We start from the raw sequence: 25,099 nt of genomic DNA on the forward strand, positions 1-25,099 counted from the left end.
TCTCAAGTGGCCGGGTGACGAGAAATTCATGGTCAGACCATGGTGCAAGGCGGGGCGAGTGTGTTGCCTGTGCCGGCCCATTCGCGGCTAAAGCCGCTCCCACAGGTTACAGTGTGAGCCCGATGCCTGCGCGGTACCTGTGGGAGCGGCTTTAGCCGCGAAGAGGCCGGAACAGGTTTACAATCTGGTGGCAATGACAGCGCTCACCGGCGCAACCGGGTACCTCAGGCCATCCTGCTGCTGCACATCGACAAACCCAACCCCGCGCAACCGCTGCGCCAGCTCCCCGGCCGGCAACACATGCCGCCCCTGCATGCGCATGTGCAGGTAATAAGGCAGCACCCGCGCCGCAGTCTGTTGGTCTTCGGGCACCTCGGCATGGCAACACACCAGCACCCCGCCAGGGTTCAGCGCCGCATGCAGCCTTCGCAGCAGCCCATCCAGGTCATGGGCAAAGTGGAGCACCGACGAACACCAGATCAGGTCATAGCCGCTGCCGAAATCATCCCTGTCCAGGTCGCCGCCGAGTATCCCAAGGCGCTTCTCCAGCCCGGCACGAACAATGTTCTTCTGGGCCACCGCAGCAGTTTCGGCAAAGTCGAACACCGTCCCGTGCAGATCCGGCAGCCGCTTGGCCAGTGCGATGGCAACCAGCCCGGGGCCGCCACCCAGGTCCAGCATGCGCTGCAGGCGCGGCGCTTGCGGCAAGCGCTCGAGCAGCGTGCACGCTACATCGACAGTAACCGACTGCTGTTCCTGGGCGATCTGCACGCGTGCTGCCTCGGCCCAGCGCCGGGCCATTTCCGCGGTGGGGGCCGTTGCCGGTGGCAGCCCATTGCGCAGTGCCTGCTCCAGTGGCTGGCCAGCCTGGCGCAACACCTGGTGGCGGAAGAGCAGGGCATCGCCGCAATAGTCACCGGCCCCTCGGCTCAAGAAGCGTCGGGCAGTTTCGCTATTGCGGTAGTGGCTGCCCTGTTCGTCACGTTCGAGCAGCCCTTGGGCCCAGAGCATCTCCAGCAGGTAGCCAGTATTGGTGGGCTCAAGGTCCAGCGTCGTCGCCAGCCGGGCAGGGGTGGAGTACTGCCCGAGGTGTTCGAACAGGCCGATCGTCAGCGCCACGCGCAAGGCATCGGCGGCCAGGCCTGCCAGTTGCAGGTCCCAACACGCTTGAAGCGGGTGAGGGGTGGTCAGGTCCGTGCTCATCGTTCGCTCGCTCCATGAGAGAAAGCTCAATCCTAGATAGGAATCATTCTGGATTGCAATGAGGGAGATAGCGGGGAGGCCGCGATTACACAAATCGCAGGCAAGAAAAAACCCACTAGCAAGCTAGTGGGTTTTTGTATGGTGCCCAGGAGAAGACTCGAACTTCCACGACCTTGCGGTCACTGATACCTGAAACCAGCGCGTCTACCAATTCCGCCACCTGGGCAAAGCTTTGAATCATCTGGCGAAGGCGAAAAACGTTCGCTTTCACACAGTAGTAACAGATCCTTGGTCATCTGTTACTTGAAAATACTTGGTGCCCAGGAGAAGACTCGAACTTCCACGACCTTGCGGTCACTGATACCTGAAACCAGCGCGTCTACCAATTCCGCCACCTGGGCACACATTCGAGATTATTTGATGCTTTACAGCGTCGCTAATCTCTACTACAACTTCGGGCTTGTCCGTCGTTGTGGTGCGCACTATACGGACGGTCCGGGGGGCTGTAAACCCCTCGAGCAAAAAAAATTTCAAAAAATTCAACTTGTTGATTCCACAGGCCTATTCCTGCTGTCTATGCACTGCAGCAGGGGCTGTCCAAGGCCGACATTTCCGGTTTCAATACGCCTATGCCAGAATTCATATCTATATACCCCAAGGTGAACCCCTTCTGATGGCCGATTGGCAATCCCTCGATCCCGAGGCCGCTCGCGAAGCGGAAAAATACGACAACCCCATTCCCAGCCGTGAGCTGATCCTGCAGCGCCTTGCCGACCGCGGCGAACCCGCTGCGCGCGAGGAGCTGGCGAAAGAGTTTGGTCTGTATGAAGAAGACCAGATCGAAGCCCTGCGCCGCCGCCTGCGTGCCATGGAGCGCGACGGCCAGCTTATCTATACCCGGCGCGGCACTTATGCCCCGGTAGACAAGCTGGACCTGATCTGCGGCCGTATCTCCGGCCACCGCGATGGCTTTGGCTTCCTCATCCCGGATGATGGCAGCGACGACCTGTTCCTGAGCCCGTCGCAAATGCGCCTGGCCTTCGATGGTGACCGCGCGCTGGCGCGGGTATCCGGTACCGACCGCCGTGGCCGCCGCGAAGGCGTCATTGTCGAGGTCATTTCCCGCGCCCACGAAAGTGTGGTCGGCCGTTACTTCGAAGAAGGCGGCATCGGCTATGTGACCCCGGACAACCCGAAGATCCAGCAGGAAGTGCTGGTCACTGCCGGGCGCAACGGTGGCGCGAAGATCGGCCAGTTCGTCGAGATCAAGATCACCCATTGGCCAACCCCGCGCTTCCAGCCGCAAGGCGACGTGGTCGAGGTCATCGGCAACTACATGGCGCCGGGCATGGAAATCGACGTTGCCCTGCGCAGCTACGACATTCCGCACGTCTGGCCAAACGATGTGGTCAAGGAAGCGCGCAAGTTCCGCTCTGAGGTAGAAGAGAAGGACAAAGAGAAGCGCGTCGACCTGCGCCACCTGCCGTTCGTCACCATCGACGGTGAAGACGCCCGCGACTTCGACGACGCCGTCTATTGCGAACCGTTGGGCAAGCTGCGCCTGTTCTCCGGTGGCTGGCGCCTGTATGTGGCCATCGCCGACGTGTCCAGCTACGTGCGCCTGGGTTCGGCCCTGGACGTCGAAGCCCAGCAGCGCGGCAACTCGGTGTACTTCCCCGAGCGCGTGGTGCCGATGCTCCCCGAAGAGCTGTCCAACGGTCTGTGCTCGCTGAACCCGCACGTCGATCGCCTGGCCATGGTCTGTGAAATGACCATGAACAAAGCCGGCCAGATGGTGGACTACCAGTTCTACGAAGGCGTGATCCACTCCCACGCCCGCCTGACCTACAACAAGGTCAGCAGCATGCTCGAGCACGCGCGTACCCGTGAGGGCAAGGCGCTGCGCGAAGAGTACAAGGCGGTCGTGCCGGACCTGAAGAACCTGTACAACCTGTACAAGGTGCTGGTGGATGCGCGTCACACCCGTGGTGCCATCGACTTCGAAACCCAGGAAACCCGCATCATCTTCGGCGACCAGCGCAAGATCGCGGAAATCCGCCCGACCGTGCGCAACGATGCCCACAAGCTGATCGAGGAATGCATGCTGGCGGCCAACGTCGCCACGGCCGAGTTCCTGCAGAGGCACGGCGTGCCAGCCCTGTACCGGGTGCACGACGGCCCGCCGCCAGAGCGCCTGGAAAAACTGCGCGCCTTCCTCGGCGAACTGGGCCTGAGCCTGCACAAAGGCAAGGACCCGTCGCCAAAGGATTACCAGGCCCTGCTGGCGAGCATCGCCGGGCGCCCGGACTTCCACCTGATCCAGACGGTGATGCTGCGCTCGCTGAGCCAGGCCGTGTACAGCACCGAGAACAACGGCCACTTCGGCCTGAACTACGAGGCGTACACCCACTTCACCTCGCCGATCCGTCGTTACCCGGACCTGCTGGTGCACCGCGCCATCCGCAGTGTCATCCGTTCCAGGGTCGATACCCCGCACGTCAAGCGTGCCGGCGCCATGAGCATCCCCAAGGCGCGTATCTACCCGTACGACGAAAACACCCTGGAGCAACTCGGCGAGCAGTGCTCGATGACCGAGCGCCGCGCCGATGAAGCCACCCGCGACGTGGTCAACTGGCTCAAGTGCGAGTTCATGAAGGACCGCGTGGGCGAGACCTTCCCGGGTGTGATCACCGCGGTGACCGGTTTCGGCCTGTTCGTCGAACTGACCGACATCTATGTGGAAGGCCTGGTGCACGTCAGTGCGCTGCCGGGTGACTACTACCACTTCGACCCGGTGCACCACCGCCTGTCCGGCGAGCGTACCGGGCGCAGCTTCCGCCTGGGCGACACCATCGAAGTCAAGGTCATGCGCGTCGACCTGGACGAGCGCAAGATCGACTTCGAAGTGTCGGACAAGACCCTGGCCGCACCGATCGGCCGCAAGCAGCGCGGCGCCGCGCCTGTAGGCGACAAGGCTGAGCAGCCGCCGGTAACCGAAGCGAAGGCGACCCCCAAGCCGCGCAGCCGCAAGAGCGAAGCGTCCGAAGCGTACTTCCCGAAAGACGCCGTGCAGCGTAACGCCGAGGTGCGCAAAAGCCGCGAAATGAAGAAAGCGTTGATGACCGACGCGCGCAGCAGCGCCGGCAGCAAGTCGGAGAAAGGCGGCAAGTCGTCTGGCGCCGGCAAGCCGACCAAGCATCGTAAAGGCCCGCCGAAGTCCGGTGCGCCACGCAAGAGCAAGAGCAAGTCATGAGTCAGCTGGAAAAGATCTACGGCGTGCACGCCGTGCAGGCATTGCTGCAGCACCATCCGAAGCGGGTCAAGCAGATCTGGCTGTCGGAAGGGCGCAGCGAGCCACGCCTGCAGGCGCTGCTGGCGCTGGCCGCAGAAAACCGCGTGGCGGTTGGCCAGGCCGAGCGCCGCGAGATGGATGCCTGGGTCGAGGGTGTGCACCAGGGCGTGGTCGCCGAGGTCAGCCCGAGCCAGGTGTGGGGCGAGCTGATGCTCGAAGAACTGCTCGAACGCACTGAAACACCGCCGCTGATCCTGGTGCTGGACGGTGTGACCGACCCGCACAACCTCGGTGCCTGCCTGCGTACCGCCGATGCGGCCGGTGCCACGGCAGTGATCGTGCCCAAGGACAAGTCGGCAACCCTGACCCCGGTGGTGCGCAAGGTTGCTTGCGGCGCCGCCGAGGTGATTCCGCTGGTGGCCGTGACCAACCTGGCGCGTACCCTGGAGAAGTTGCAGCAGCGTGGCCTGTGGGTGGTCGGTACTGCCGGCGAGGCCGAGCAGGAGATCTACCAGCAGGATCTGACCGGTCCGCTGGTGATGATCATGGGCGCGGAAGGCAAGGGCATGCGCCGGCTGACCCGTGACCATTGCGATTTCCTGGTGAAATTGCCGATGGGCGGTAGTGTCAGCAGCCTGAACGTGTCGGTGGCGACCGGGGTTTGCCTGTTTGAGGCCGTGCGTCAGCGTCAGGCAAAGCGCTAACCTTTAGCCTGCGCCGGCCTCTTCGCGGGTAAACCCGCTCCCACAGGGATCGTACAAGGCCTGAGCCCTGTGGAGTACTTGTAGGAGCGGGTTTACCCGCGAAGAGGCCCTTAGCCTGTGAATATGTTTCAGGCTGTTCAAATATTCACCAATCACCTTGCTTGTACGCCCCACCTTCTCTACAATTGCGCCCCTTGCCGAGCTGGCAGGCGCTCATGTGCCTCCCCTCCGTGCAAGACATACAGTGTCATTCACTCCTTGTCTGACCAGATTCACTGGCAGACTACTAACCCGTAAGGAGCATTCATGCGTCATTACGAAATCATCTTCCTGGTTCACCCGGACCAGAGCGAACAAGTCGGCGGCATGGTTGAGCGTTACACCAAGCTGATCGAAGAAGATGGTGGCAAGATCCACCGCCTGGAAGACTGGGGCCGTCGTCAACTGGCCTACGCAATCAACAATGTTCACAAGGCTCACTACGTGATGCTGAACGTTGAGTGCACCGGCAAGGCCCTGGCCGAGCTGGAAGACAACTTCCGCTACAACGATGCCGTTATCCGTAACCTTGTCATCCGTCGCGACGAAGCCGTTACCGGTCAGTCCGAGATGCTGAAGGCTGAAGAGAACCGCAGCGAGCGCCGTGAGCGTCGCGAGCGTCCTGAGCATGCTGACTCCGCCGAAGGCGATGACAGCAATGACAGCGACTCCAGCGATAACGCTGACGAGTAATCCACGGACCTTTAGAGGAGCCTATTAAATGGCACGTTTCTTCCGTCGTCGTAAATTCTGCCGCTTCACTGCTGAAGACGTGAAAGAGATCGACTTCAAAGATCTCAACACCCTGAAAGCTTACGTATCCGAAACCGGCAAGATCGTTCCAAGCCGTATCACCGGTACCAAAGCTCGTTATCAGCGTCAGCTGGCTACCGCTATCAAGCGCGCCCGCTTCCTGGCCCTGCTGCCCTACACCGACAGCCACGGCCGCTGAGACCGGGTCGTCGACAAGCAGTAAGGGATTAGCATGCGAGCGTTAGCAAGTTTCATCATGCGCGGTCGTGTGCAGGCCACCCTCGTGGTGGTCATCAGCGCGGTACTGCCGCTGCTGTTCTGGTTGAGTGCCGCTGCCGGCAGCCTTGTGCTGCTGCGGCGCGGGTTCAAGGATGCTACATCGGTCATCGCCGGCGGCTTGCTGGCCGGGTTGGCCGTGTGGGTCATGGGCGATCCCATCACCTTTATGGTGATTGCGGGTGCCCTGGCCCTGGCCGCCATGTTGCGTGCCGAGCACCCCTGGAGCCGGGTGTTGCTCGCCAGTGCCGTGTTCGCCGTGGCTTTCAGCCTCGTGCTTGATCTGGCGCTGGCGCAAACCTTCGATGTGCTGGCCAAGGCGTTTGCCGAAGCCATGCCGAAAGTCGACGGGCAACCGGTGCTCTCCGGTGAGCTGATCCGCCCTGTGCTGGTCGCTTCCACAGCAGTGACGGTGCAATTGTTCAGCGTTCTGGCTTTGATGCTGGGGCGCTACTGGCAGGCAGCGTTGTACAACCCTGGAGGCTTCGGTCGCGAGTTTCGCGAACTGAAGTTGCCGAAACAGACCATGGCGGTCTTGGTGGCAGTGATGGTGGTGGCGCCGTTTATCGGCCCGCAGTTCATCATCCTGGCATCGGCTTCCAGCCTGGTACTGGTGCTGGCCGGCATCGCCTTGATGCATGGGCTGGTGGCACAGGGCCGACTGGCCGGTTTCTGGCTGGTGGGCATGTACGTGACGTTGCCGCTGATCATGCAGCTGATTTATCCGTTGCTGGTGGTTTTGGCCATTGTCGACAGCCTGATTGATTTTCGCGGTCGCAAGTCCCCCAAGGGGAATGACTCCGCGAACGGTGAAGGTTAAAAGTTAAGAGGTTTTACCAAATGGAACTGATCCTGCTGGAAAAAGTCGCTAACCTGGGCAACCTGGGCGACAAAGTAAAAGTTAAGGCTGGTTACGGCCGTAACTTCCTGCTGCCATTCGGCAAGGCCACCGTTGCCAACGCCGCCAACCTGGCTGCGTTCGAAGAGCGTCGCGCCGAGCTGGAAAAAGCAGCTGCAGACCGTAAATCGTCGGCTGAAAGCCGCGCTGCCCAACTGGCCGAGCTGGAAGTGACCATCACTGCCACCGCTGGCGACGAAGGCAAGCTGTTCGGTTCGATCGGCACCCACGACATCGCTGACGCCCTGACCGCCTCCGGCGTTGAAGTGGCCAAAGCTGAAGTTCGTCTGCCGAACGGCACCATCCGTCAGGTTGGCGAATACGACGTAGCCGTGCACCTGCACAGCGACGTTGAAGCCACCGTACGTGTGGTTGTCGTAGCTGCCTAAGCTGCGCTGACTGGCTGGCTCCTTGCGGGCCAGGCGGTTAACATCGGGCACGGTCCTGTTTTCTACAGGCCGTGCCCTTTGTTTTTTTCGTCCTCCAGAATTCTTTCGTGGCCATGAACGAGATTACCAACTCCGAACAGCTTGACCTGCAAACCGCAGCCCTGAAGGTGCCTCCGCATTCCATCGAGGCCGAACAGGCCGTACTCGGTGGCCTGATGCTGGACAACAACGCCTGGGAGCGTGTGCTGGATCAGGTATCGGATGGCGACTTCTACCGGCATGACCACCGCCTGATCTTCCGTGCCGTGCACAAGTTGGCCGACGCCAACCAGCCATTCGACGTGGTGACCCTGCACGAGCAACTGGACAAGGAAGGCCTGTCGTCGCAAGTCGGCGGCCTGGCGTACCTGGCCGAGCTGGCCAAGAACACCCCGTCGGTAGCCAACATCAAGGCCTACGCCGCGATCATTCGCGAGCGGGCCACGTTGCGCCAGCTGATCAGCATCAGTACCGACATCGCCGATAACGCCTTCAACCCGCAAGGGCGGAATGCCGAGGAAATCCTCGACGATGCCGAACGGCAGATCTTCCAGATCGCTGAGGCGCGGCCGAAAACCGGTGGCCCGGTGGGCGTCAACGAACTGTTGACCATGGCCATCGACCGTATCGATACGCTGTTCAACTCCGACAGCGACATTACCGGTATTTCTACCGGTTACACCGACCTGGACGAGAAGACCAGCGGCCTGCAGGCGGCCGACCTGATCATCGTTGCCGGCCGTCCGTCGATGGGTAAGACCACCTTCGCCATGAACCTGGTGGAAAACGCCGTACTGCGCAGCGAAAAGGCGGTGCTGGTGTTCTCCCTCGAGATGCCAGGCGAATCGCTGATCATGCGTATGCTTTCGTCGCTGGGCCGTATCGACCAGACCAAGGTGCGTTCCGGCCAGCTGGACGACGACGACTGGCCGCGCCTGACCTCGGCAGTGAACCTGCTCAACGACCGCAAGCTGTTCATCGACGATACCGCCGGCATCAGCCCGTCGGAAATGCGCGCCCGTACCCGCCGCCTGGCCCGCGAGCACGGTGAAATCGGCATGATCATGGTCGACTACCTGCAGCTGATGCAGATTCCGGGTTCGGCTGGTGACAACCGTACCAACGAGATTTCCGAGATCTCCCGCTCGCTCAAGGCCTTGGCCAAGGAATTCAACTGCCCGGTTATTGCCCTGTCGCAGCTGAACCGCTCGCTGGAACAGCGCCCGAACAAACGCCCGGTGAACTCCGACTTGCGTGAATCCGGTGCAATCGAGCAGGACGCCGACGTGATCATGTTCGTGTACCGCGACGAGGTGTACCACCCCGAGACCGAACACAAAGGCGTGGCGGAAATCATCATCGGTAAACAGCGTAACGGCCCCATCGGCTTTGTGCGGCTGGCGTTTATCGGCAAGTACACCCGCTTTGAGAACCTCGCGCCGGGTATGTACAACTTCGACGATGATGAATAACTCATTGAGCTAGCAGGGACCCCTGTAGGAGCGGCCTTGCGTCGCGATGGGCTGCGCAGCAGCCCCAGGATTTCAGCGAAGATGCAAAAGTGCCGGGGCTGCTGTGCAGCCCATCGCGACGCAAGGCCGCTCCTACAAGGCCTGTGCTGGCCTATTTCTCCAAGCAATAATCAGCTTTTTCCTGTTGCGTGTAGGCCGTTTCTGAAATAGCTTTCAACCGCCTTTGCGCCATTGCGGTGGTTTTCCGGGCGGCCTGGTCTGGCTCTGTCGTTGCCCAAGCAGCGACCGGGCCTGCAAGCCCGCAGACGATTACTACCGCTATCCGGATTGCTGCCAGTCGGCAATTTCGGTCAATGGTGGCTGAGTACGGGAGATCCTCGGATCTGCCGGTTTTATCGTCTGTCCGGTCTTGCAGACCCGTACGTAGCCGCCACCCATCAAATGCAAGTGATGCCGTGGCGGTCTTTTCGGAGTCAGACGAGATTACGCCATGCTCAGGATTGTCCCCGATCCGCCCCGCGATCCCCCTTTTGATGAAGACAACCCGATGCAGGGGCAGATGCCTGCTGTAAGGCTTCGTTGATATGTCGCCTGGGCGGGCCCTTTCGCGGGTGAACCCGCTCCCACAGGATCACCACAGGCTTCAAGAATTGCACCGTACCTGTGGGAGCGGGTTTACCCGCGAAGAGGCCGGCCCAGGCGGTCGAGAAATTCGAGGGGATTGAACAATGACAACAGAAGACACCCAGTTCACCGTCGGCAAGACCACGTTCTATCAAGGCGAAAATGGCATCCACCCATTGTTCCGCATCGAGCCCGGGATCCCGTGCCGGGACGCTCGCGAGCAGTCTTCGGAGTTGATGGGGTATGTGCGCGAGTTGACCATCACCGGGTTGATGGATGAGAAGCCGATGATGATCTGGGCTGCCCATTATTTGAGTGCGATGGCCAAGGCGCTGAAAATGTTGCGGTGAACACCTGGCAACCCCACCGCAACCCCCAAGCCAACCATCCGGCACCCTTGCCCACCCCAGCCGTCGCCCCACCCACCAATCCCCCACGAATCCAGTCGGATTTGGTCAAAATTTGTGCTATATTCCGCGCCCGCGATTTCCCTGTACACCAGAACCGGTCACTGACATGCAAGCAGCCAAACCACTCTACGACTATCCCAAGTACTGGGCCGAATGCTTCGGGCCAGCACCTTTCCTGCCAATGAGCAGGGAGGAGATGGATCTGCTCGGCTGGGATTCCTGCGACATCATCATCGTGACCGGGGACGCCTACGTCGACCACGCGTCGTTCGGCATGGCCATCATCGGCCGCCTGCTGGAAGCCCAGGGCTTCCGCGTGGGCATCATCGCCCAGCCGAACTGGCAGTCCAAAGACGACTTCATGAAGCTCGGCGAGCCGAACCTGTTCTTCGGTGTGGCCGCGGGCAACATGGACTCGATGATCAACCGCTACACCGCGGACAAGAAAATCCGTTCCGACGACGCCTATACCCCGGGTGGCCTGGCCGGCAAGCGCCCGGACCGTGCCAGCCTGGTATACAGCCAGCGCTGCAAGGAAGCCTACAAGCACGTACCGATCGTGCTGGGTGGCATCGAGGCTTCGCTGCGTCGTATTGCCCACTACGATTACTGGCAGGACAAGGTCCGCCACTCGATCCTGATCGACGCCAGCGCCGATATCCTGCTGTACGGCAACGCCGAGCGGGCCATCGTCGAGGTCGCGCAGCGCATGTCCCAGGGCGAGAAGATCGAGCACATCACCGATGTGCGTGGCACCGCGTTCATTCGCCGTGACACGCCTGCCGACTGGTTCGAGATCGACTCCACCCGCATCGACCGCCCGGGCCGCGTCGACAAGATTATCAACCCGTACGTGAACACCCAGGACACCCAGGCCTGCGCCATCGAGCAGGCCAAGGGCGAGCAGGAAGACCCGAACGAAGCCAAGGTGGTGCAGATTCTCGACAGCCCGCGCGTGACCCGCGAAAAGTCGGTGATCCGCCTGCCGTCGTTCGAAAAGGTGCGTAACGACCCGGTGCTCTACGCCCACGCCAACCGCGTGCTGCATCTGGAAACCAACCCGGGCAACGCCCGTGCGCTGGTGCAGAAGCATGGCGAGGTGGACGTGTGGTTCAACCCGCCACCCATCCCCATGACCACCGAGGAAATGGACTACGTGTTCGGCATGCCCTACGCGCGTATTCCTCACCCGGCGTATGGCAAGGAGCGCATCCCGGCCTACGAGATGATCCGTTTTTCGGTGAACATCATGCGTGGCTGCTTCGGTGGCTGCACCTTCTGCTCGATCACCGAGCACGAAGGCCGCATCATCCAGAACCGCTCGCATGAGTCGATCCTGCACGAAATCGAAGAGATGCGTGACAAGGTACCGGGCTTTACCGGCGTGGTTTCCGACCTTGGCGGCCCGACCGCCAACATGTACCGCATCGCCTGCAAAAGCCACGAGATCGAGAAGCACTGCCGCAAGCCGTCGTGCGTGTTCCCGGGCATCTGTGAAAACCTCAACACCGACCACAGTTCGCTGATCGAACTGTACCGCAAGGCCCGTGCCTTGCCGGGTGTGAAGAAGATCCTGATTGCCTCGGGCCTGCGCTACGACCTGGCCGTTGAATCGCCGGAGTACGTCAAGGAGCTGGTCACCCACCACGTTGGCGGTTACCTGAAGATTGCCCCGGAACACACCGAGCGTGGCCCGCTGGACAAGATGATGAAGCCGGGTATCGGTACCTACGACCGCTTCAAGCGCATGTTCGAGAAGTTCTCGAAAGAGGCGGGCAAGGAGCAGTACCTGATCCCGTACTTCATCGCGGCGCACCCGGGCACCACCGACGAAGACATGATGAACCTGGCCCTGTGGCTGAAGGGCAACGGCTTCCGTGCCGACCAGGTGCAGGCGTTCTACCCGTCGCCGATGGCCTCGGCCACGGCCATGTACCACTCGGGCAAGAACCCGCTGCGCAAGGTGACCTACAAGAGCGAAGGGGTGGAGATCGTCAAGAGCGAAGAGCAGCGCCGCCTGCACAAGGCGTTCTTGCGTTACCACGACCCGAAAGGCTGGCCGATGCTGCGTGAAGCGCTGGAGCGCATGGGGCGTGCCGACCTGATCGGGCCGGGCAAGCACCAGCTGATCCCGCTGCACCAGCCACAGACCGATACCTACCAGAGTGCGCGTCGCAAGAACTCGACGCCGGCCGGTAGCCACAAGGTGGGCAAGGAGCAGAAGATCCTGACCCAGCACACCGGCCTGCCGCCGCGTGCAAGCGATGGCAGCAAGCCGTGGGACAAGCGTGAAAAGGCCAAGGCCGAGGCGTTTGCGCGTAACCAGCAGGCGGCCAAGGAGCGCAAAGAGGCGGCCAAAGGCGGTGGCGGCAAGGGCAAGAAGCCGCGTCAGCCGGTCATCCCGCGTTAATCCAGGCCTTGCATAGAACCCTGTGGGAGCGGGTTTACCCGCGAATGCGTCAGTAGAGCTACCATCGCATTCGCGGGTGAACCCGCTCCCACAGGTTAGGTGTCAGGCCAATCAAACGAGATCAATCGAGATCAATCGGGTTTCTTGTCGACCCACTTCGGCGCCACCGGTGCGACAAAGCGGTCCATCCCGTCCAGCAGCTCATCCGGCTGCTGCCCCAGCAGCAACATCGCCCGGTGCTGCGGGCGCACAAAGCCTTCTTCGACGATATGGTCGAGGAACCCGCCCAGCTTGTCGTAAAAGCCGTTCACATCCAGCAGCCCCAGCGGCTTGGCGTGATAACCCAGCTGCCCCCAGGTCCACACCTCGAACAATTCTTCCAGCGTACCCAGCCCACCCGGCAAGGCGATGAAGGCATCGCTCAGCTCGGCCATGCGGGCCTTGCGTGCATGCATGCCATCGACCACTTCCAGCCGTGTCAGGCCCTTGTGCCCGACTTCAGCGTCCAGCAGGCTCTGCGGGATGATCCCGACCACTTCGCCACCGGCTGCCATGGCCGCGTCGGCCACCACGCCCATCAAACCGACCGCACCACCGCCATACACCAGGGTGAGGCCACGGCGGGCAATGGCCTGGCCCAGCGCGATGGCTGCTTCACGGTAGGCGGGGTTGCTGCCGATGCTGGCACCACAGAACACACAAACGGAACGTACGGGCATTGCTCATCTCCTGTCACTCAGCTGCACAGGGTACGGCGCATGCCCGTCGCTTCCAAGGCCGCTTTCATTCGGGGCGGGAGAATTCGCAGATGGCGCCCGTGGCACCGTGGGCGTAGGCGGCGAGCAGGCTGTTGAGGAAATTGGAGATGGGCATTTGGTATTGCTCCTAAATGAGAGGTTGTCCCATCGTCTAATAAAAGGGCATGATGTGCCCTTAGATTGGTTGTATACAATCCATTGAACAATTCAACTGGCTGGCCACTTGACACCCCCTTGACCCATATCAGCAAGGGGCTGAACGGTTTCAGGCAGTCTCGCAATTGATAAAACCCTGCCAAGGAGATTCATGATGTTTGCGAAAGCTGTAGCGGTATCCCTGCTGACCCTCGCCAGCGCTTCTGTCTTCGCCGCCGAGTGCTCGGTCACCGTCGACTCGACTGACCAGATGTCCTTCAACACCAAGGAAATCACCGTCGACAAGAGCTGCAAGGAATTCACCGTCAAACTGACCCACTCCGGCAACCTGCCGAAGAACGTCATGGGCCACAACCTGGTGATCAGCAAGACTGCCGACATGCAGGGCATTGCCACCGAAGGCATGAGCCAGGGGCTGGACAAGGACTACATCAAGGCTGACAACGCCGCGATCATCGCCCACACCAAAATGATCGGCGCGCCAGAGAAAGAAACCGAAGTGAAGTTTGACGCTACCAAGCTGGAAGCCGGTGGTGACTACAGCTTCTTCTGCACCTTCCCGGGCCACATCTCGATGATGAAGGGCAAGGTCGTCGTCAAGTAATCGAAGCCTGTGGGAGCGGGTTTACCCGCGAATGCGTCGGTGGAGCTACCATCGCATTCGCGGGTGAACCCGCTCCCACAGGTTTTCCTACTGCCTTGGTAGCTTGATCAAGGGGCGAACGGCAGTTCGCGCTTGTGCTGGGTCTTGCGGTAGGTGGCGACGATGATGTCGAACGCTGCCTGGTCAACCGGCAACCCATGCAGGAAGGCATCGATCTGTTGGTAGGTCACGCCATGCGACGCTTCGTCCGGTTTACCCGGCTCCAGGTCTTCCAGGTCTGCAGTCGGCACCTTCTCCACCAGTGACTCCGGCGCACCAAAGCTGCGCGCAATCGCCCGTACCTGGTTCTTCACCAGCCCGCTCAGCGGCGCCAGGTCGCAGGCACCATCACCAAACTTGGTAAAGAAGCCCATCACCGCCTCGGCGGCATGGTCGGTACCGATCACCAGGCCTGCGCGGGCGCCGGCGATGGTGTACTGGGCGACCATGCGCGTGCGTGCCTTGACGTTGCCGACCACGAAGTCGACCAGGGTTGGCGAGCCGTTCTTCAGCTCAACCACTTCCGCCGCCAATGCCCGCACTGCCGGGGCAATGTCCACGGTGTGCACTTCATCGGCCTTGATCACTTCCAGGCAGGCCTGGGCGTCATGCTCGTCATGCTGCACCTGATACGGCAGGCGCACCGCGATGAAGGTGTAGGCCTTGTCGCCGGTTTCGGCGCGCAACTCGTTGACCGCGCGCTGGGCGAGCAGGGCGGCGGTCAGCGAGTCGACGCCGCCGCTGATGCCCAGCACCAGGGTCTTGAGCCGGGCATTGGCCAGGCAGCCCTTGATAAACGCCACGCGCCGGGCAACTTCGGCCTCGAGCGCTGCAGCGTCGGCGAACGGCGGCTGGACCTTCAGCGCCTGGGCAATCTCTTGCTGAACCGCTTGCATGGGTTACTCCTTGCTGGGGACTTTGAATACATGACGCATGTAGGCGACGAAGTTCTCGTCACGGCACTGGGTCTTGGCGGCTTCGTCGGAAATCTTGGCCACCGGTGCGCCGTTGCAGTCGGTCATTTTAAGCACGATGCTCATCGGCGCCACACCCGGGATGTCGCAGGTGAGGTTGGTGCCGATACCAAAGCTGACGTTGATGCGCCCGCGCAGGGCACGGAAGATTTCCAGCGAGCGGGTCAGGTTCAGGCCATCGGAAAACACCAGGGTCTTGGTCATCGGGTCGATACCCAGTTTCTGGTAGTGGGCGATGGCCTTTTCCGCCCAGGCTACCGGCTCGCCCGAGTCGTGGCGCAAGCCGTCGAACAGCTTGGCAAAGTAAAGGTCGAAATCGCCGAGGAAGGCATCCATGGTGATGCAGTCGGTCAGGGCGATGCCGAGCAGGCCGCGGTACTCGCGTACCCAGCAGTCCAGCGCGGCAATCTGGCTGTCGATCAGCCGTGGGCCGAGCTGCTGGTGGGCCATGATCCACTCGTGGGCCATGGTACCCAGCGGCTTGATATCCAGTTTCCATGCCAGGTCGACGTTGCTGGTGCCGACAAAACGGCCCGGGAAGTCGTCACGCAGCACCCGCACCACCTCTTCCTGCACGCGGCTGGAAAAGCGCCTGCGGGTGCCGAAGTCGGCTACTTGCATTTCGGCCAGCTCGTCCTCGCTGGCATGCGCGCGCAGCCAGTCGAACTTGCGGTACAGCTGGTCGCGGGCCTCGGCCAGGCGCATATGCGGGTGCAGTTGGCGGTTGCGTACTTCGCTGATGATCGCCAGCAGTGGCACTTCGAACAGGATCACATGCAGCCACGGGCCTTTCAGGCGCAGGAACAGCTGGTCGTTCTCGATACCGATGCGCACGTAGCGCAGGTTGAAGCGGAACAGCCGCAGAAAGCGCAGGAAGTCGGGCTTGAGGAAGCTGATGCGCTCAAGGAAACCCAACTGGCCATCATCGAGGGTGAGGTCGCTGAGCAGTTCCAGCTGGTTGCGGATCTCGCCGAGGTAGGGGCGCAGGTCCTCGCCGTTGCGGCAGCGGAATTCCCATTCGACGTCGGCGTCCGGGTAGTTGTGCAGCACGCCCTGCATCATGGTGAGTTTGTAGAAGTCGGTGTCGAGCAGGTTGTGCACGATGCGCTCGGCGAATGCGCTTTCGCTCATCAAGGGGGCTCCGGAAGCGGCGAATGGCGGACATTGTGCCAGCCTTTTCGGGCTTGTTGTGCCTGGGCTGGCCTCTTCGCGGGTGAACCCGCTCCCACAGGGCCCGCGTATCTGCCAAAACCGCGTGTTTTTTTGTGCACCAGCTAGCCTTGAAACAGTGCTGCCTGTAGCAGTCGCGCACCAACGGTGTGCAGTTCGGTGACGTCGGCTGTTACAGGGCGGTTGCACGTAAACACTTGCCAGGGTTGCAATGATGGCACTCGACGGTTGCTCCTTGTCTGTACGTGTGGTGGCGCCTGCCGCGTGGCAGACGGTTGCACGCTCAATAAAGAAAAGGCCGTCGGTCGCCTGCTGGCGCCCGTCACAGTGTGTTTTCCCGGAAGACAAAACCTATGGCACGGCCCTTGCTCAGAGCACAGGGCTGAGAAGTTGTAGTGCCAACCAAAAAAAACTCTAGGAGCACCACCTCATGTCGCAGACGTTTTACAAGAAAGGTTTCCTGGCTCTGGCCGTAGCTACGGCACTGGGTGTTTCTTCGTATGTTCAGGCCGACGTCAAGATCGGTGTAGCGGGCCCCATGACCGGGGCCAACGCAGCGTTTGGCGAGCAGTACATGAAAGGTGCGCAGGCAGCGGCCGACAAGATCAACGCCGCCGGTGGCGTGAATGGCGAGAAAATCGTCCTGGTAAAAGGCGATGACGCGTGCGAGCCGAAGCAGGCCGTGGCCGTGGCCAACCGCCTGGTCGACCAGGACAAGGTAATCGGTGTGGTCGGCCACTTCTGCTCCTCCAACACCATCCCGGCGTCCGAGGTGTATGACGAGGCGGGCGTCATCGCCATCACCCCGGGCTCCACCAACCCACAGGTTACCGAGCGCGGCCTGAGCGCCATGTTCCGCATGTGCGGCCGTGACGACCAGCAGGGCATCGTCGCTGGCGACTACATCGTCGACGTGCTCAAGGGCAAGAAAGTCGCGGTGCTGCACGACAAGGACACCTACGGCCAGGGCCTGGCCGACGCCACCAAGGCGCAGCTGGAAAAACGTGGCGTGAAGCCTGTGCTGTACGAAGGCCTGACCCGTGGCGAGAAAGACTTCAGCGCCGTGGTCACCAAGATCCGCTCCACCGGTGCCGACGTGGTCTACTTCGGTGGCCTGCACCCGGAAGCCGGCCCGCTGGTCCGCCAGCTGCGCGAGCAGGGCCTGAAAGACGTCAAGTTCATGTCCGATGACGGCATTGTCACCGACGAACTGGTAGCGACCGCCGGTGGCGCGCAGTACGTCGATGGCGTGTACATGACCTTCGGTGCCGACCCACGCCTGCTGCCAGACAGCAAGGCGGTGGTGGAAGAGTTCCGCAAGGCCGGTACCGAACCTGAAGGCTACACCCTTTATGCATACGCCTCGCTGCAGGCGCTGGCCGCCGCATTCAACGGTGCCAAGTCGAACAAGGGCGAAGACGCGGCCAAGTGGCTCAAGGCCAACCCGGTGCAAACCGTGATGGGCGAGAAGAAGTGGGACAGCAAGGGCGACCTGACCGTGTCCGACTACGTGGTCTACCAGTGGGACGCGAGCGGCAAGTACCACCAGCTGGATAAACAAAAATAATAACGGCCCGCAGCCCGGGTGCGCCTGCGCCCGGGCCGAAGCCCCGCGGTACCTGTCCTTATTCGGAGACCTGCACGTTTGTGCACTGCTGGGGCCGCTTCATCCGTGGCCTTGCGTGGTCGGCATGCGTGCAGTCTCGCTCAGTGAGATTGCGTTATGGATGGTATTTTCCTGCAGCAACTGGTCAACGGCCTGACCCTCGGGTCGGTCTATGGCCTGATCGCCATCGGCTACACAATGGTCTATGGCATTATCGGCATGATCAACTTCGCGCACGGCGAGGTGTATATGATTTCCGCCTACCTGGCGGCGATCAGCCTGGCATTGCTGGCCTACTTCGGTATCGAATCCTTCCCGCTTTTGATGCTCGGCACGTTGTTGTTCACCGTGGTGGTCACCGGCGTGTATGGCTTCACCATCGAGCGCATCGCCTACAAGCCCCTGCGTAACTCCACCCGCCTGGCACCGCTGATCAGTGCCATCGGCATTTCGCTGATCCTGCAGAACTACGCGCAAATCAGCCAGGGCGCCCGCCAGCAAGGCGTGCCAACCCTGCTTGAAGGCGCCATGCGCGTCGAGGTCGGTACCGGCTTCGTGCAACTGACCTACACCAAGATCTTCATCCTGGTGGCAGCCTTCGTCGGCATGGGCCTGCTCACCTACGTGATCAAGTACACCAAGCTCGGCCGCATGTGCCGCGCCACCCAGCAAGACCGCAAGATGGCCTCGATCCTGGGCATCAACACCGACCGGGTGATCTCCTACGTGTTCGTCATCGGTGCGGTGATGGCCGCGCTGGCCGGCGTGCTGATCACCATGAACTACGGCACCTTCGATTTCTACGCCGGCTTCATCATCGGCATCAAGGCGTTCACCGCTGCAGTGCTTGGCGGCATCGGCTCGCTGCCGGGCGCCATGCTTGGCGGGATCATCCTGGGTATCTCCGAGTCGCTGTTCTCGGGTTTGATCAACTCCGACTACAAGGACGTGTTCAGCTTCTCGCTGCTGGTGATGATCCTTATCTTCCGCCCACAAGGCCTGCTGGGTCGCCCGCTCGTGGCTAAGGTGTGAACATGTCGATTGCCAAGATTGCTTCTGCCTCTGAAACCAAAGGTTTCGATATCAAACGCAGTTTGCTCGAAACCATCGTTGCCGGCCTGCTGGCGCTGATCGTTTTCGGCCCGATCGTCGGCGTGGTGCTCGACGGCTACACCTTCAACGCCGAACCGCGCCGGGTGGCGTGGCTGGTGGGTGGGGTGATGCTCGGGCGCTTCCTGCTCAGCCTGTACGTGCAGACCGCTGCCGGCCGGCGCATGCTCGAAGGCTTCGACAGCGGTGGCTCGGGTGTGCATGTGCGCGCGCCGAACTACGTGTCGCGGCTGCGCTACATCATCCCGGCGCTGGTGGTGATCGCCATTGTCTTCCCGATCTTCGCCAACAAGTACCTGCTGACCGTGGTCATTCTCGGCCTGATCTACGTGCTGCTGGGCCTGGGCCTGAACATCGTGGTCGGCCTGGCCGGCCTGCTCGACCTGGGTTACGTGGCGTTCTACGCCATCGGTGCCTACGGCCTGGCGCTGGGTTACCAGTACCTCGGCCTGGGCTTCTGGAGCGTACTGCCGCTGGCGGCCATTGCGGCGGCGCTGGCGGGGTGCATCCTCGGCTTCCCGGTGCTGCGCATGCACGGTGACTACCTGGCGATCGTGACCCTGGGCTTTGGCGAAATCATCCGCCTGGTGCTGAACAACTGGCTGTCGTTCACCGGTGGCCCCAATGGCATGCCGGCACCGTCGCCAACCTTCTTCGGCCTGGAGTTCGGCCGCCGGGCCAAGGACGGTGGGGTGCCGATCCATGAGTTCTTCGGCTTCGAATACAACGCCAACCTCAAGTTCGTGTTCATCTACGCGGTGCTGTTCCTGGTGGTGCTGGCGGTGTTGTACATCAAGCACCGCCTGACCCGCATGCCGGTTGGCCGTGCCTGGGAAGCGCTGCGCGAAGACGAGATCGCCTGCCGTTCGATGGGCCTGAACCACGTACTGGTCAAGCTCTCGGCGTTTACCCTGGGTGCCTCCACCGCAGGTCTGGCCGGGGTGTTCTTCGCCACCTACCAGGGCTTCGTCAACCCGTCGTCGTTCACCTTCTTCGAGTCGGCACTGATCCTCGCCATCGTTGTGCTGGGTGGCATGGGCTCGACCGTGGGCGTGGTCATTGCCGCCTTCGTGCTGACCGTGGCGCCAGAGCTGCTGCGCAGCTTCTCCGAGTACCGCGTGCTGCTGTTCGGCGTGTTGATGGTGCTGATGATGATCTGGCGACCGCGTGGGCTGATCCGCATCAGCCGTACCGGTGTGACCCCGCGTAAAGGAGTGGCGCCATGAGCGACGAAATCATTCTCTCGGTCGACAACCTGATGATGCAGTTTGGTGGCATCAAGGCGCTCAGCGACGTCAGCCTCAAGGTCAGGCGCAACCAGATTTTCGCCCTGATCGGCCCCAACGGCGCCGGCAAGACCACCGTGTTCAACTGCCTGACCGGCTTCTACAAGGCCAGTGGCGGGCGCATCGAGCTGAACGTGCGCGGCAGCCACACCAACGTCATCCAGCTGCTCGGCGAGCGGTTCCAGGCGGCCGACTTCGTGTCGCCGGCGCGCTTTGCCAACCGCATGTACTACAAGATGTTCGGCGGTACCCACCTGGTCAACCGTGCCGGCCTGGCGCGCACCTTCCAGAACATTCGCCTGTTCAAGGAAATGTCGGTGGTGGAAAACCTGTTGGTGGCCCAGCACATGTGGGTCAACCGCAACCTGCTGGCCGGGGTGCTCAACACCAAGGCCTATCGCAAGGCCGAAAGCGACGCGCTGGACCACGCCTTCTACTGGCTGGAAGTGGTCGACCTGGTCGACTGTGCCAACCGCCTGGCTGGCGAGCTGTCGTACGGCCAGCAGCGCCGCCTGGAAATCGCCCGGGCCATGTGCACGCGGCCGAAGATCATCTGCCTGGACGAACCGGCGGCCGGCCTGAACCCGCAGGAAACCGAGGCGCTCAGCCGCATGATCCGCGTGCTGCGTGACGAGCACGACATCACCGTGGTGTTGATCGAACACGACATGGGCATGGTCATGAGCATTTCCGACCATATCGTGGTGCTGGACCACGGCAACGTGATTGCCGAAGGCGCGCCGCAGGACATCCGCCACAACCCGACGGTGATCGCCGCCTACCTGGGTGCCGACGAAGAGGAACTGGTATGACTGCACCCATTCTCGAGCTGAAGGACCTGGACGTGTTCTACGGCCCGATCCAGGCGCTGAAAAAGGTCTCGATGCACATCAACGAAGGCGAGACGGTCAGCCTGATCGGCGCCAACGGTGCCGGCAAGTCGACCCTGCTGATGTCGATCTTCGGCCAGCCCCGTGCGGCCTCCGGGCAGATCGTGTACCGCGGTACCGACATCACCCGCAAGTCGTCGCACTACATTGCTTCCAACGGCATCGCCCAGTCGCCGGAAGGGCGCCGGGTGTTCCCCGACATGACCGTCGAGGAAAACCTGATGATGGGCACCATCCCCATTGGCGACAAGCATGCCGCCGAAGACATGCAGCGTATGTACGAGCTGTTCCCGCGGCTGAAAGAGCGGCGCAACCAGCGGGCCATGACCATGTCCGGTGGCGAGCAGCAGATGCTGGCCATTGCCCGGGCGCTGATGAGCCGGCCGAAGTTGCTGTTGCTGGACGAACCCTCGCTGGGGCTGGCGCCGATCGTGGTCAAGCAGATCTTCTCGACCCTGCGTGAGCTGGCCAAGACTGGCATGACCATCTTTCTGGTCGAGCAGAATGCCAACCATGCGCTGAAGCTGTCGGACCGGGCTTATGTGATGGTCAACGGGCAGATCCGCATGACCGGGACGGGGCAGGAGTTGTTGGTCAATGAAGAGGTGCGTAACGCTTATCTGGGCGGGCATTAAGAATCATCAACGTTGCTAGCCGCGACGGGCTAGCAACGTTCAGCATTATTGTGAATATGACGGTAGCGTTCTGTGGGAAGTTTCAATGACGGTATATTCGTTGGGGTCTTTTATATTGAATGAATCAGTATCAAAAACAACATAATTCTTCCCTGATGCGAACGAACTGTTGAATATAATACCATCCAATCTGGCCTCGGTTTTTATGAATTCGCAGAGGAATTGAGTTGGGATATATTCTAAGTGACCGCTTTCAGGCCTGACAGGCTTTGATAAGTCTTTTGAAAAAATCTCAAGCAGGTTAAGTAAGTTTAGGACAAGCTCTAATTGATCCTCTTCAAATGACGCGGCTGAGCAAGCAGTTCGAGGTTCAGTTAAATCTAATAGGGAAAGTTCTTTCTTAGGGGAGGCTTCTGAGACGTAAACTTTTGTTGAGTTAGTTGGGCGAACTTCGTTGATGCAGGTTTCGATGTTTTCAGCAAGATATAAGTAGGGGACGCCAACAGGATTCGCCCTTCCTCCACTAACAATGCTCGCGGGAGGGCTCCCCATTTTATCGCTCTTTAGGGGCGTGTCGGAGATACGCGCCCTATAAAAACCTTCACGAGGGTAGATCGGGGTTTTAAGCTGCTCTATTAGTTGAAATAGTACTATGCTGCCGGCGGCAGTTGTTGCTTGTTTGAAAATGGTTGAGTAAATAGAGGCTTTAGGGAAAAAGCGATTGGTGTGCTTGATTTCCTGCTTGAATTCTTCCCATTCTTGGTTGTGGCGTAGGATGTCGAATGTAAATACGAAGCGACGATTCGAATACCCCTGTTCAGAAAATATCTCATCAATTAGGTCCGAGGCTGATCGGACGTTTTTTGTAAAGATACCGTAGTGATAGTCAAGTATTTCGGTAAAGCTATATCCATCCGTTGATTCTTCAAGGCCATAGGTGAATAGCTCTAGCTTGTCCCTGAGGTTTTCGGGAGAAATACAGTTTGTTCGTGCGCTGCCACAGTGACTACAGCGGTTTATTTCAGCAAGGCTGTTAATTTTTTCCTTGATGGCAATGTCTGAGAAACAGTTGATACAGCATGCCGTCATCTCATCATTCCCCTATGTAATCAGCAATAGTTTCAATGTGATGTTTCAAAGACATTTTCTTAACTACGCCTAGACCGGGGAACGGCTTAGCATTCAGATCGAGAAGACCAGTTAACCCCGTCGATTTATAAAATTTTTGGGGGTTGTCATTAACATAGGCGGTCAATTTTTGCAGAGCATCACTAAATTTACCGCCAGGGTTGGTAGGAGAATCATCGTTAAATGAGGAGAAATGACGCACGTACATTGAATCGAACTGCTCGTCATCAATGTAGCTCAAATGTATGGTTACTACATAAGCAGGTCCGCCGGATTCGCTATAATCCTCGCTCAAAATGGTGAAGTCACCAAATCCGATTGCATTTTCTGTTTTGTTGTAGTCGACATGAGTGTTCGAATAAAAGGAGGATTCTTGATAGTCGGCGTTTCTTGACTGTTTATCAAAGGAATCTTTATAGATAACTAAATTTTTCAGTAGTGGGATTGCTGCGGTAGAAACTCTTTCAGTATTAATGAAAGTGAACTTTGCATCATTTATAAGTGCAATGGTTGTTTTGTCAATGCTGCCTTCGATGAAAACTGCAGTTTCGTTGTTGATGCTCCGTTGAATTTCTTCAGAGATTTTTCGGTTTGCGCTAATTTTTATACATGGTATGTACTTGTTCTTAACTACCTTGTTTAGGGAGTCTGCTAAGTTTGTTTCTGATTTTGAAAAATCGCCGAGTGATGGGTTTATAACGATAACGGGCATTATGCCTTGTTCGTAGAGGCATTCGATGGTAGCTGTCAGTGGTCTTAAATTAATTCTGACAGGCTCGATAAATGGTGTGACTGTTTTGGGTGGAAGTTTGGCTGCCAGTTCTCTAAGTGCGATTAATTCAAACTGTTTGCCTCTAAGGATTGGGTAATACATAAAGCGTCCTTTCTATGTTGGCTGTTGAGCGTTGATATAAGCTTGTTTTGTTGGCTTTTATTTAGTTTGTAGCTAATTCCCGCAGCAAGTAGTGAGTCGGGCAAAGCGCTCAGAAAGTGCTGATCATTTTTTCTTGAGTTTTTTAGTACTTTGCAGAACTCGATCCGCAGTTTAGTAGGGCATGCAGCCTTCATCAATCGTTCACACTCGAAGAAAATTTCAGTGTTACAAAGGTCCGGTTTGTAGCCATGGATGCGCTTCACAAGCTCAAGGTATTCATTCATCCTCAATGAACGAATCAAAGTGCTAGCATCAATAGCGTCGCGAATGGTCGTGGCTTCTATTAGCGTTTTTAGCGTTCCTCGCTGGGTTAGTTGCATCAAGCCAGCATCACCAAGATCGAATTTGCTCAATTTTTCAATTTGAGATTCTTCAGCAACCACATACGTCTTGTCGAAAATCATCCTATAATGGCTGAGTTGGCCATGGAGTCTATCGAGGTTGTCGTAATTTGACTTTATTTCATAGCACGTTGAGTGACCATTTATTATCACACAGTCAGCTTTACTTTTGCCTACGCGGAACTCAGTAATTGCTGTAGCTGTATTGAGGGAATGTTTTCCTAAAAGTATCTTTTGAATGATGATGTTCTTAAGAAAATATTCATTTCTGAAAGTTTTGCTCAGTGTGCTATAACACGCATCATAAACTTCACTAATAGTGAAGTTCTCTGCAAGTTCAGCTTCGAAGGATGAGGCTATGGCTTCAATGAAGCGGGTATCTCCGAAGCTAAGCTCGGTAATACGTTTGCTGGAAAAAATTTGTGACAAATCTGGGCGATTAAGCATTGCTTGATTCCAAGTGTCCCTTGGATAAGATTTCGCCGGAATATTAGCACACTAGTACCCTGACATCTAAGGTTCTGTGGCGGGCCAGAGACCCGCATAGTCGGATGGGTACGAGATGCTGATCAATGAAGAGTTGAAGATTGGCCATTTGGGCCGTATTTGCCTAAGGGAGCCCCTTTGCGACCCCCATTCCCAATGTGGACAACTTGTCGCGCACCTCTCGCCATACGCATCACCATCCTCTCCCAAGCCCTTGTTTCCACAGGCCAGATCTTTTCCACGGATAATGTGGAACTGCCTGTGGAAAACATGGTGGCATCTCCCTCAAGCCCTTTGATACCAAGGCGTGAAGCGAGGTGATCATTTTTTGATCAGAACCCCGTTGTGGATGATTTCCCCAAGCTTTTCAGTGCCCTGCGTGCATATTTCGGTGGGTGCAAATCCTGTGGGTAACTCTGTGCAAAAACCTTGGACAGACCGCTACAAGCGGCATGCTTGAAAGCCTTGCGCCA

At 59.1% G+C, this 25,099-nt stretch carries 22 protein-coding genes and 2 tRNA genes; 15 read left to right on the forward strand and 9 right to left on the reverse strand.

What is annotated here, in order from left to right:
- Positions 1–177: 177 nt before the first annotated feature.
- The 3 genes from IAE39_RS12875 to IAE39_RS12885 all read right to left on the reverse strand — a co-directional run bounded on the left by IAE39_RS12875 (position 178) and on the right by IAE39_RS12885 (position 1,604).
- Positions 178–1,203 carry a methyltransferase domain-containing protein gene (locus IAE39_RS12875; RefSeq protein WP_201202893.1) on the reverse strand — a complete coding sequence of 342 codons (1,026 nt, stop codon included), beginning with the start codon at positions 1,201–1,203 and terminating at the stop codon, positions 178–180.
- A 139-nt stretch (positions 1,204–1,342) separates the two neighbouring features.
- Positions 1,343–1,429, reverse strand: a tRNA-Leu gene (locus IAE39_RS12880).
- A gap of 88 nt (positions 1,430–1,517) precedes the next feature.
- Positions 1,518–1,604, reverse strand: a tRNA-Leu gene (locus IAE39_RS12885).
- A gap of 272 nt (positions 1,605–1,876) precedes the next feature.
- Between IAE39_RS12885 and rnr the strand changes: the two genes are divergently transcribed.
- From rnr to IAE39_RS12930, 9 genes are all read left to right on the forward strand, one after another.
- On the forward strand, positions 1,877–4,456 hold the full coding sequence (rnr, locus tag IAE39_RS12890; protein WP_201202895.1) for a ribonuclease R: 2,580 nt from the start codon (positions 1,877–1,879) through the stop codon (positions 4,454–4,456).
- The gene (rlmB, locus tag IAE39_RS12895) at positions 4,453–5,199 is read left to right on the forward strand and encodes a 23S rRNA (guanosine(2251)-2'-O)-methyltransferase RlmB (protein WP_201202897.1); all 747 of its coding nucleotides are present in this window, start codon (positions 4,453–4,455) and stop codon (positions 5,197–5,199) included. Before rnr ends, rlmB begins: the two co-directional genes overlap by 4 nt.
- 306 nt (positions 5,200–5,505) lie before the next feature.
- Complete coding sequence (rpsF, locus tag IAE39_RS12900) at positions 5,506–5,931, forward strand: 30S ribosomal protein S6 (protein WP_003249557.1); 426 nt, start codon at positions 5,506–5,508, stop codon at positions 5,929–5,931.
- Positions 5,932–5,959: 28 nt separating this feature from the next.
- Positions 5,960–6,190, forward strand: a complete 231-nt coding sequence (rpsR, locus tag IAE39_RS12905; protein WP_003249563.1) for a 30S ribosomal protein S18 — start codon at positions 5,960–5,962, stop codon at positions 6,188–6,190.
- A 33-nt stretch (positions 6,191–6,223) separates the two neighbouring features.
- Positions 6,224–7,087 (forward strand): hypothetical protein, encoded by an 864-nt coding sequence (locus tag IAE39_RS12910; protein ID WP_201202899.1) that lies wholly within the window; start codon positions 6,224–6,226, stop codon positions 7,085–7,087.
- A 20-nt stretch (positions 7,088–7,107) separates the two neighbouring features.
- Positions 7,108–7,554, forward strand: a complete 447-nt coding sequence (gene rplI / locus IAE39_RS12915; RefSeq protein ID WP_012316464.1) for a 50S ribosomal protein L9 — start codon at positions 7,108–7,110, stop codon at positions 7,552–7,554.
- A gap of 113 nt (positions 7,555–7,667) precedes the next feature.
- Positions 7,668–9,065 (forward strand): replicative DNA helicase, encoded by a 1,398-nt coding sequence (gene dnaB, locus IAE39_RS12920; RefSeq protein WP_201202901.1) that lies wholly within the window; start codon positions 7,668–7,670, stop codon positions 9,063–9,065.
- A gap of 728 nt (positions 9,066–9,793) precedes the next feature.
- Positions 9,794–10,039, forward strand: coding sequence for a DUF3077 domain-containing protein (locus tag IAE39_RS12925; RefSeq protein WP_201202903.1), 246 nt, complete (start codon positions 9,794–9,796; stop codon positions 10,037–10,039).
- A 166-nt stretch (positions 10,040–10,205) separates the two neighbouring features.
- Positions 10,206–12,509: a YgiQ family radical SAM protein gene (locus tag IAE39_RS12930; protein WP_201202905.1), complete on the forward strand. Its 2,304-nt coding sequence runs from the start codon at positions 10,206–10,208 to the stop codon at positions 12,507–12,509.
- A 131-nt stretch (positions 12,510–12,640) separates the two neighbouring features.
- Here IAE39_RS12930 and IAE39_RS12935 read toward each other — a convergent pair whose 3' ends face one another.
- Positions 12,641–13,228: a TIGR00730 family Rossman fold protein gene (locus IAE39_RS12935; protein WP_201202907.1), complete on the reverse strand. Its 588-nt coding sequence runs from the start codon at positions 13,226–13,228 to the stop codon at positions 12,641–12,643.
- 349 nt (positions 13,229–13,577) lie between these two features.
- On the opposite strand from IAE39_RS12935, the gene azu reads away from it, so the two are divergent.
- Positions 13,578–14,027 carry an azurin gene (gene azu, locus IAE39_RS12940; protein WP_025752457.1) on the forward strand — a complete coding sequence of 150 codons (450 nt, stop codon included), beginning with the start codon at positions 13,578–13,580 and terminating at the stop codon, positions 14,025–14,027.
- Between the two features lie 107 nt (positions 14,028–14,134).
- Here the strand turns inward: azu and nadE are convergent, their stop codons facing one another.
- Together nadE and pncB are read right to left on the reverse strand one after the other, a co-directional pair.
- Positions 14,135–14,962, reverse strand: a complete 828-nt coding sequence (nadE, locus tag IAE39_RS12945; RefSeq protein WP_201202913.1) for an ammonia-dependent NAD(+) synthetase — start codon at positions 14,960–14,962, stop codon at positions 14,135–14,137.
- A 3-nt stretch (positions 14,963–14,965) separates the two neighbouring features.
- Positions 14,966–16,171, reverse strand: a complete 1,206-nt coding sequence (pncB, locus tag IAE39_RS12950) for a nicotinate phosphoribosyltransferase (protein ID WP_201202915.1) — start codon at positions 16,169–16,171, stop codon at positions 14,966–14,968.
- 469 nt (positions 16,172–16,640) lie between these two features.
- Here pncB and IAE39_RS12955 point away from each other — a divergent pair, with 469 nt between their 5' ends.
- From IAE39_RS12955 to IAE39_RS12975, 5 genes are all read left to right on the forward strand, one after another.
- On the forward strand, positions 16,641–17,777 hold the full coding sequence (locus tag IAE39_RS12955) for a branched-chain amino acid ABC transporter substrate-binding protein (RefSeq protein ID WP_201202916.1): 1,137 nt from the start codon (positions 16,641–16,643) through the stop codon (positions 17,775–17,777).
- Positions 17,778–17,933: 156 nt separating this feature from the next.
- The gene (locus IAE39_RS12960; protein WP_194790242.1) at positions 17,934–18,848 is read left to right on the forward strand and encodes an ABC transporter permease subunit; all 915 of its coding nucleotides are present in this window, start codon (positions 17,934–17,936) and stop codon (positions 18,846–18,848) included.
- A 2-nt stretch (positions 18,849–18,850) separates the two neighbouring features.
- The gene (gene livM, locus IAE39_RS12965) at positions 18,851–20,152 is read left to right on the forward strand and encodes a high-affinity branched-chain amino acid ABC transporter permease LivM (protein WP_201202917.1); all 1,302 of its coding nucleotides are present in this window, start codon (positions 18,851–18,853) and stop codon (positions 20,150–20,152) included.
- Positions 20,149–21,024 carry an ATP-binding cassette domain-containing protein gene (locus tag IAE39_RS12970; RefSeq protein WP_201202919.1) on the forward strand — a complete coding sequence of 292 codons (876 nt, stop codon included), beginning with the start codon at positions 20,149–20,151 and terminating at the stop codon, positions 21,022–21,024. Before livM ends, IAE39_RS12970 begins: the two co-directional genes overlap by 4 nt.
- The gene (locus tag IAE39_RS12975; protein WP_201202921.1) at positions 21,021–21,737 is read left to right on the forward strand and encodes an ABC transporter ATP-binding protein; all 717 of its coding nucleotides are present in this window, start codon (positions 21,021–21,023) and stop codon (positions 21,735–21,737) included. The genes IAE39_RS12970 and IAE39_RS12975 overlap by 4 nt, the downstream gene beginning before the upstream one ends.
- Positions 21,738–21,782: 45 nt before the next feature.
- On the opposite strand, the gene IAE39_RS12980 is transcribed toward IAE39_RS12975, so the two are convergent.
- From IAE39_RS12980 to IAE39_RS12990, 3 genes are read right to left on the reverse strand one after another with little or no spacing between them, the layout of a single operon-like run.
- On the reverse strand, positions 21,783–22,826 hold the full coding sequence (locus IAE39_RS12980; RefSeq protein ID WP_201202923.1) for an RES domain-containing protein: 1,044 nt from the start codon (positions 22,824–22,826) through the stop codon (positions 21,783–21,785).
- 4 nt (positions 22,827–22,830) lie between these two features.
- On the reverse strand, positions 22,831–23,739 hold the full coding sequence (locus IAE39_RS12985) for a sce7725 family protein (RefSeq protein WP_201202925.1): 909 nt from the start codon (positions 23,737–23,739) through the stop codon (positions 22,831–22,833).
- The gene (locus tag IAE39_RS12990) at positions 23,700–24,587 is read right to left on the reverse strand and encodes a sce7726 family protein (protein ID WP_201202927.1); all 888 of its coding nucleotides are present in this window, start codon (positions 24,585–24,587) and stop codon (positions 23,700–23,702) included. The genes IAE39_RS12985 and IAE39_RS12990 overlap by 40 nt, the downstream gene beginning before the upstream one ends.
- Between the last annotated feature and the right edge of the window lie 512 nt (positions 24,588–25,099).

The sequence above is a fragment of the Pseudomonas sp. S37 genome (assembly GCF_016658545.1).
Lineage (GTDB): Bacteria > Pseudomonadota > Gammaproteobacteria > Pseudomonadales > Pseudomonadaceae > Aquipseudomonas.

Coding starts and splice junctions, on each gene's coding strand:
- dnaB (WP_201202901.1), top strand. CDS start 7,668: ATGAACGAGATTACCAACTCCGAACAGCTTGACCTGCAAACCGCAGCC.
- IAE39_RS12990 (WP_201202927.1), bottom strand. CDS start 24,587: ATGCTTAATCGCCCAGATTTGTCACAAATTTTTTCCAGCAAACGTATT.
- IAE39_RS12955 (WP_201202916.1), top strand. CDS start 16,641: ATGTCGCAGACGTTTTACAAGAAAGGTTTCCTGGCTCTGGCCGTAGCT.
- IAE39_RS12935 (WP_201202907.1), bottom strand. CDS start 13,228: ATGCCCGTACGTTCCGTTTGTGTGTTCTGTGGTGCCAGCATCGGCAGC.
- nadE (WP_201202913.1), bottom strand. CDS start 14,962: ATGCAAGCGGTTCAGCAAGAGATTGCCCAGGCGCTGAAGGTCCAGCCG.
- azu (WP_025752457.1), top strand. CDS start 13,578: ATGTTTGCGAAAGCTGTAGCGGTATCCCTGCTGACCCTCGCCAGCGCT.
- rpsF (WP_003249557.1), top strand. CDS start 5,506: ATGCGTCATTACGAAATCATCTTCCTGGTTCACCCGGACCAGAGCGAA.
- livM (WP_201202917.1), top strand. CDS start 18,851: ATGTCGATTGCCAAGATTGCTTCTGCCTCTGAAACCAAAGGTTTCGAT.
- IAE39_RS12875 (WP_201202893.1), bottom strand. CDS start 1,203: ATGAGCACGGACCTGACCACCCCTCACCCGCTTCAAGCGTGTTGGGAC.
- IAE39_RS12960 (WP_194790242.1), top strand. CDS start 17,934: ATGGATGGTATTTTCCTGCAGCAACTGGTCAACGGCCTGACCCTCGGG.
- IAE39_RS12930 (WP_201202905.1), top strand. CDS start 10,206: ATGCAAGCAGCCAAACCACTCTACGACTATCCCAAGTACTGGGCCGAA.
- IAE39_RS12970 (WP_201202919.1), top strand. CDS start 20,149: ATGAGCGACGAAATCATTCTCTCGGTCGACAACCTGATGATGCAGTTT.
- rpsR (WP_003249563.1), top strand. CDS start 5,960: ATGGCACGTTTCTTCCGTCGTCGTAAATTCTGCCGCTTCACTGCTGAA.
- IAE39_RS12980 (WP_201202923.1), bottom strand. CDS start 22,826: ATGACGGCATGCTGTATCAACTGTTTCTCAGACATTGCCATCAAGGAA.
- rnr (WP_201202895.1), top strand. CDS start 1,877: ATGGCCGATTGGCAATCCCTCGATCCCGAGGCCGCTCGCGAAGCGGAA.
- IAE39_RS12985 (WP_201202925.1), bottom strand. CDS start 23,739: ATGTATTACCCAATCCTTAGAGGCAAACAGTTTGAATTAATCGCACTT.
- pncB (WP_201202915.1), bottom strand. CDS start 16,171: ATGAGCGAAAGCGCATTCGCCGAGCGCATCGTGCACAACCTGCTCGAC.
- IAE39_RS12910 (WP_201202899.1), top strand. CDS start 6,224: ATGCGAGCGTTAGCAAGTTTCATCATGCGCGGTCGTGTGCAGGCCACC.
- IAE39_RS12925 (WP_201202903.1), top strand. CDS start 9,794: ATGACAACAGAAGACACCCAGTTCACCGTCGGCAAGACCACGTTCTAT.
- rplI (WP_012316464.1), top strand. CDS start 7,108: ATGGAACTGATCCTGCTGGAAAAAGTCGCTAACCTGGGCAACCTGGGC.
- rlmB (WP_201202897.1), top strand. CDS start 4,453: ATGAGTCAGCTGGAAAAGATCTACGGCGTGCACGCCGTGCAGGCATTG.
- IAE39_RS12975 (WP_201202921.1), top strand. CDS start 21,021: ATGACTGCACCCATTCTCGAGCTGAAGGACCTGGACGTGTTCTACGGC.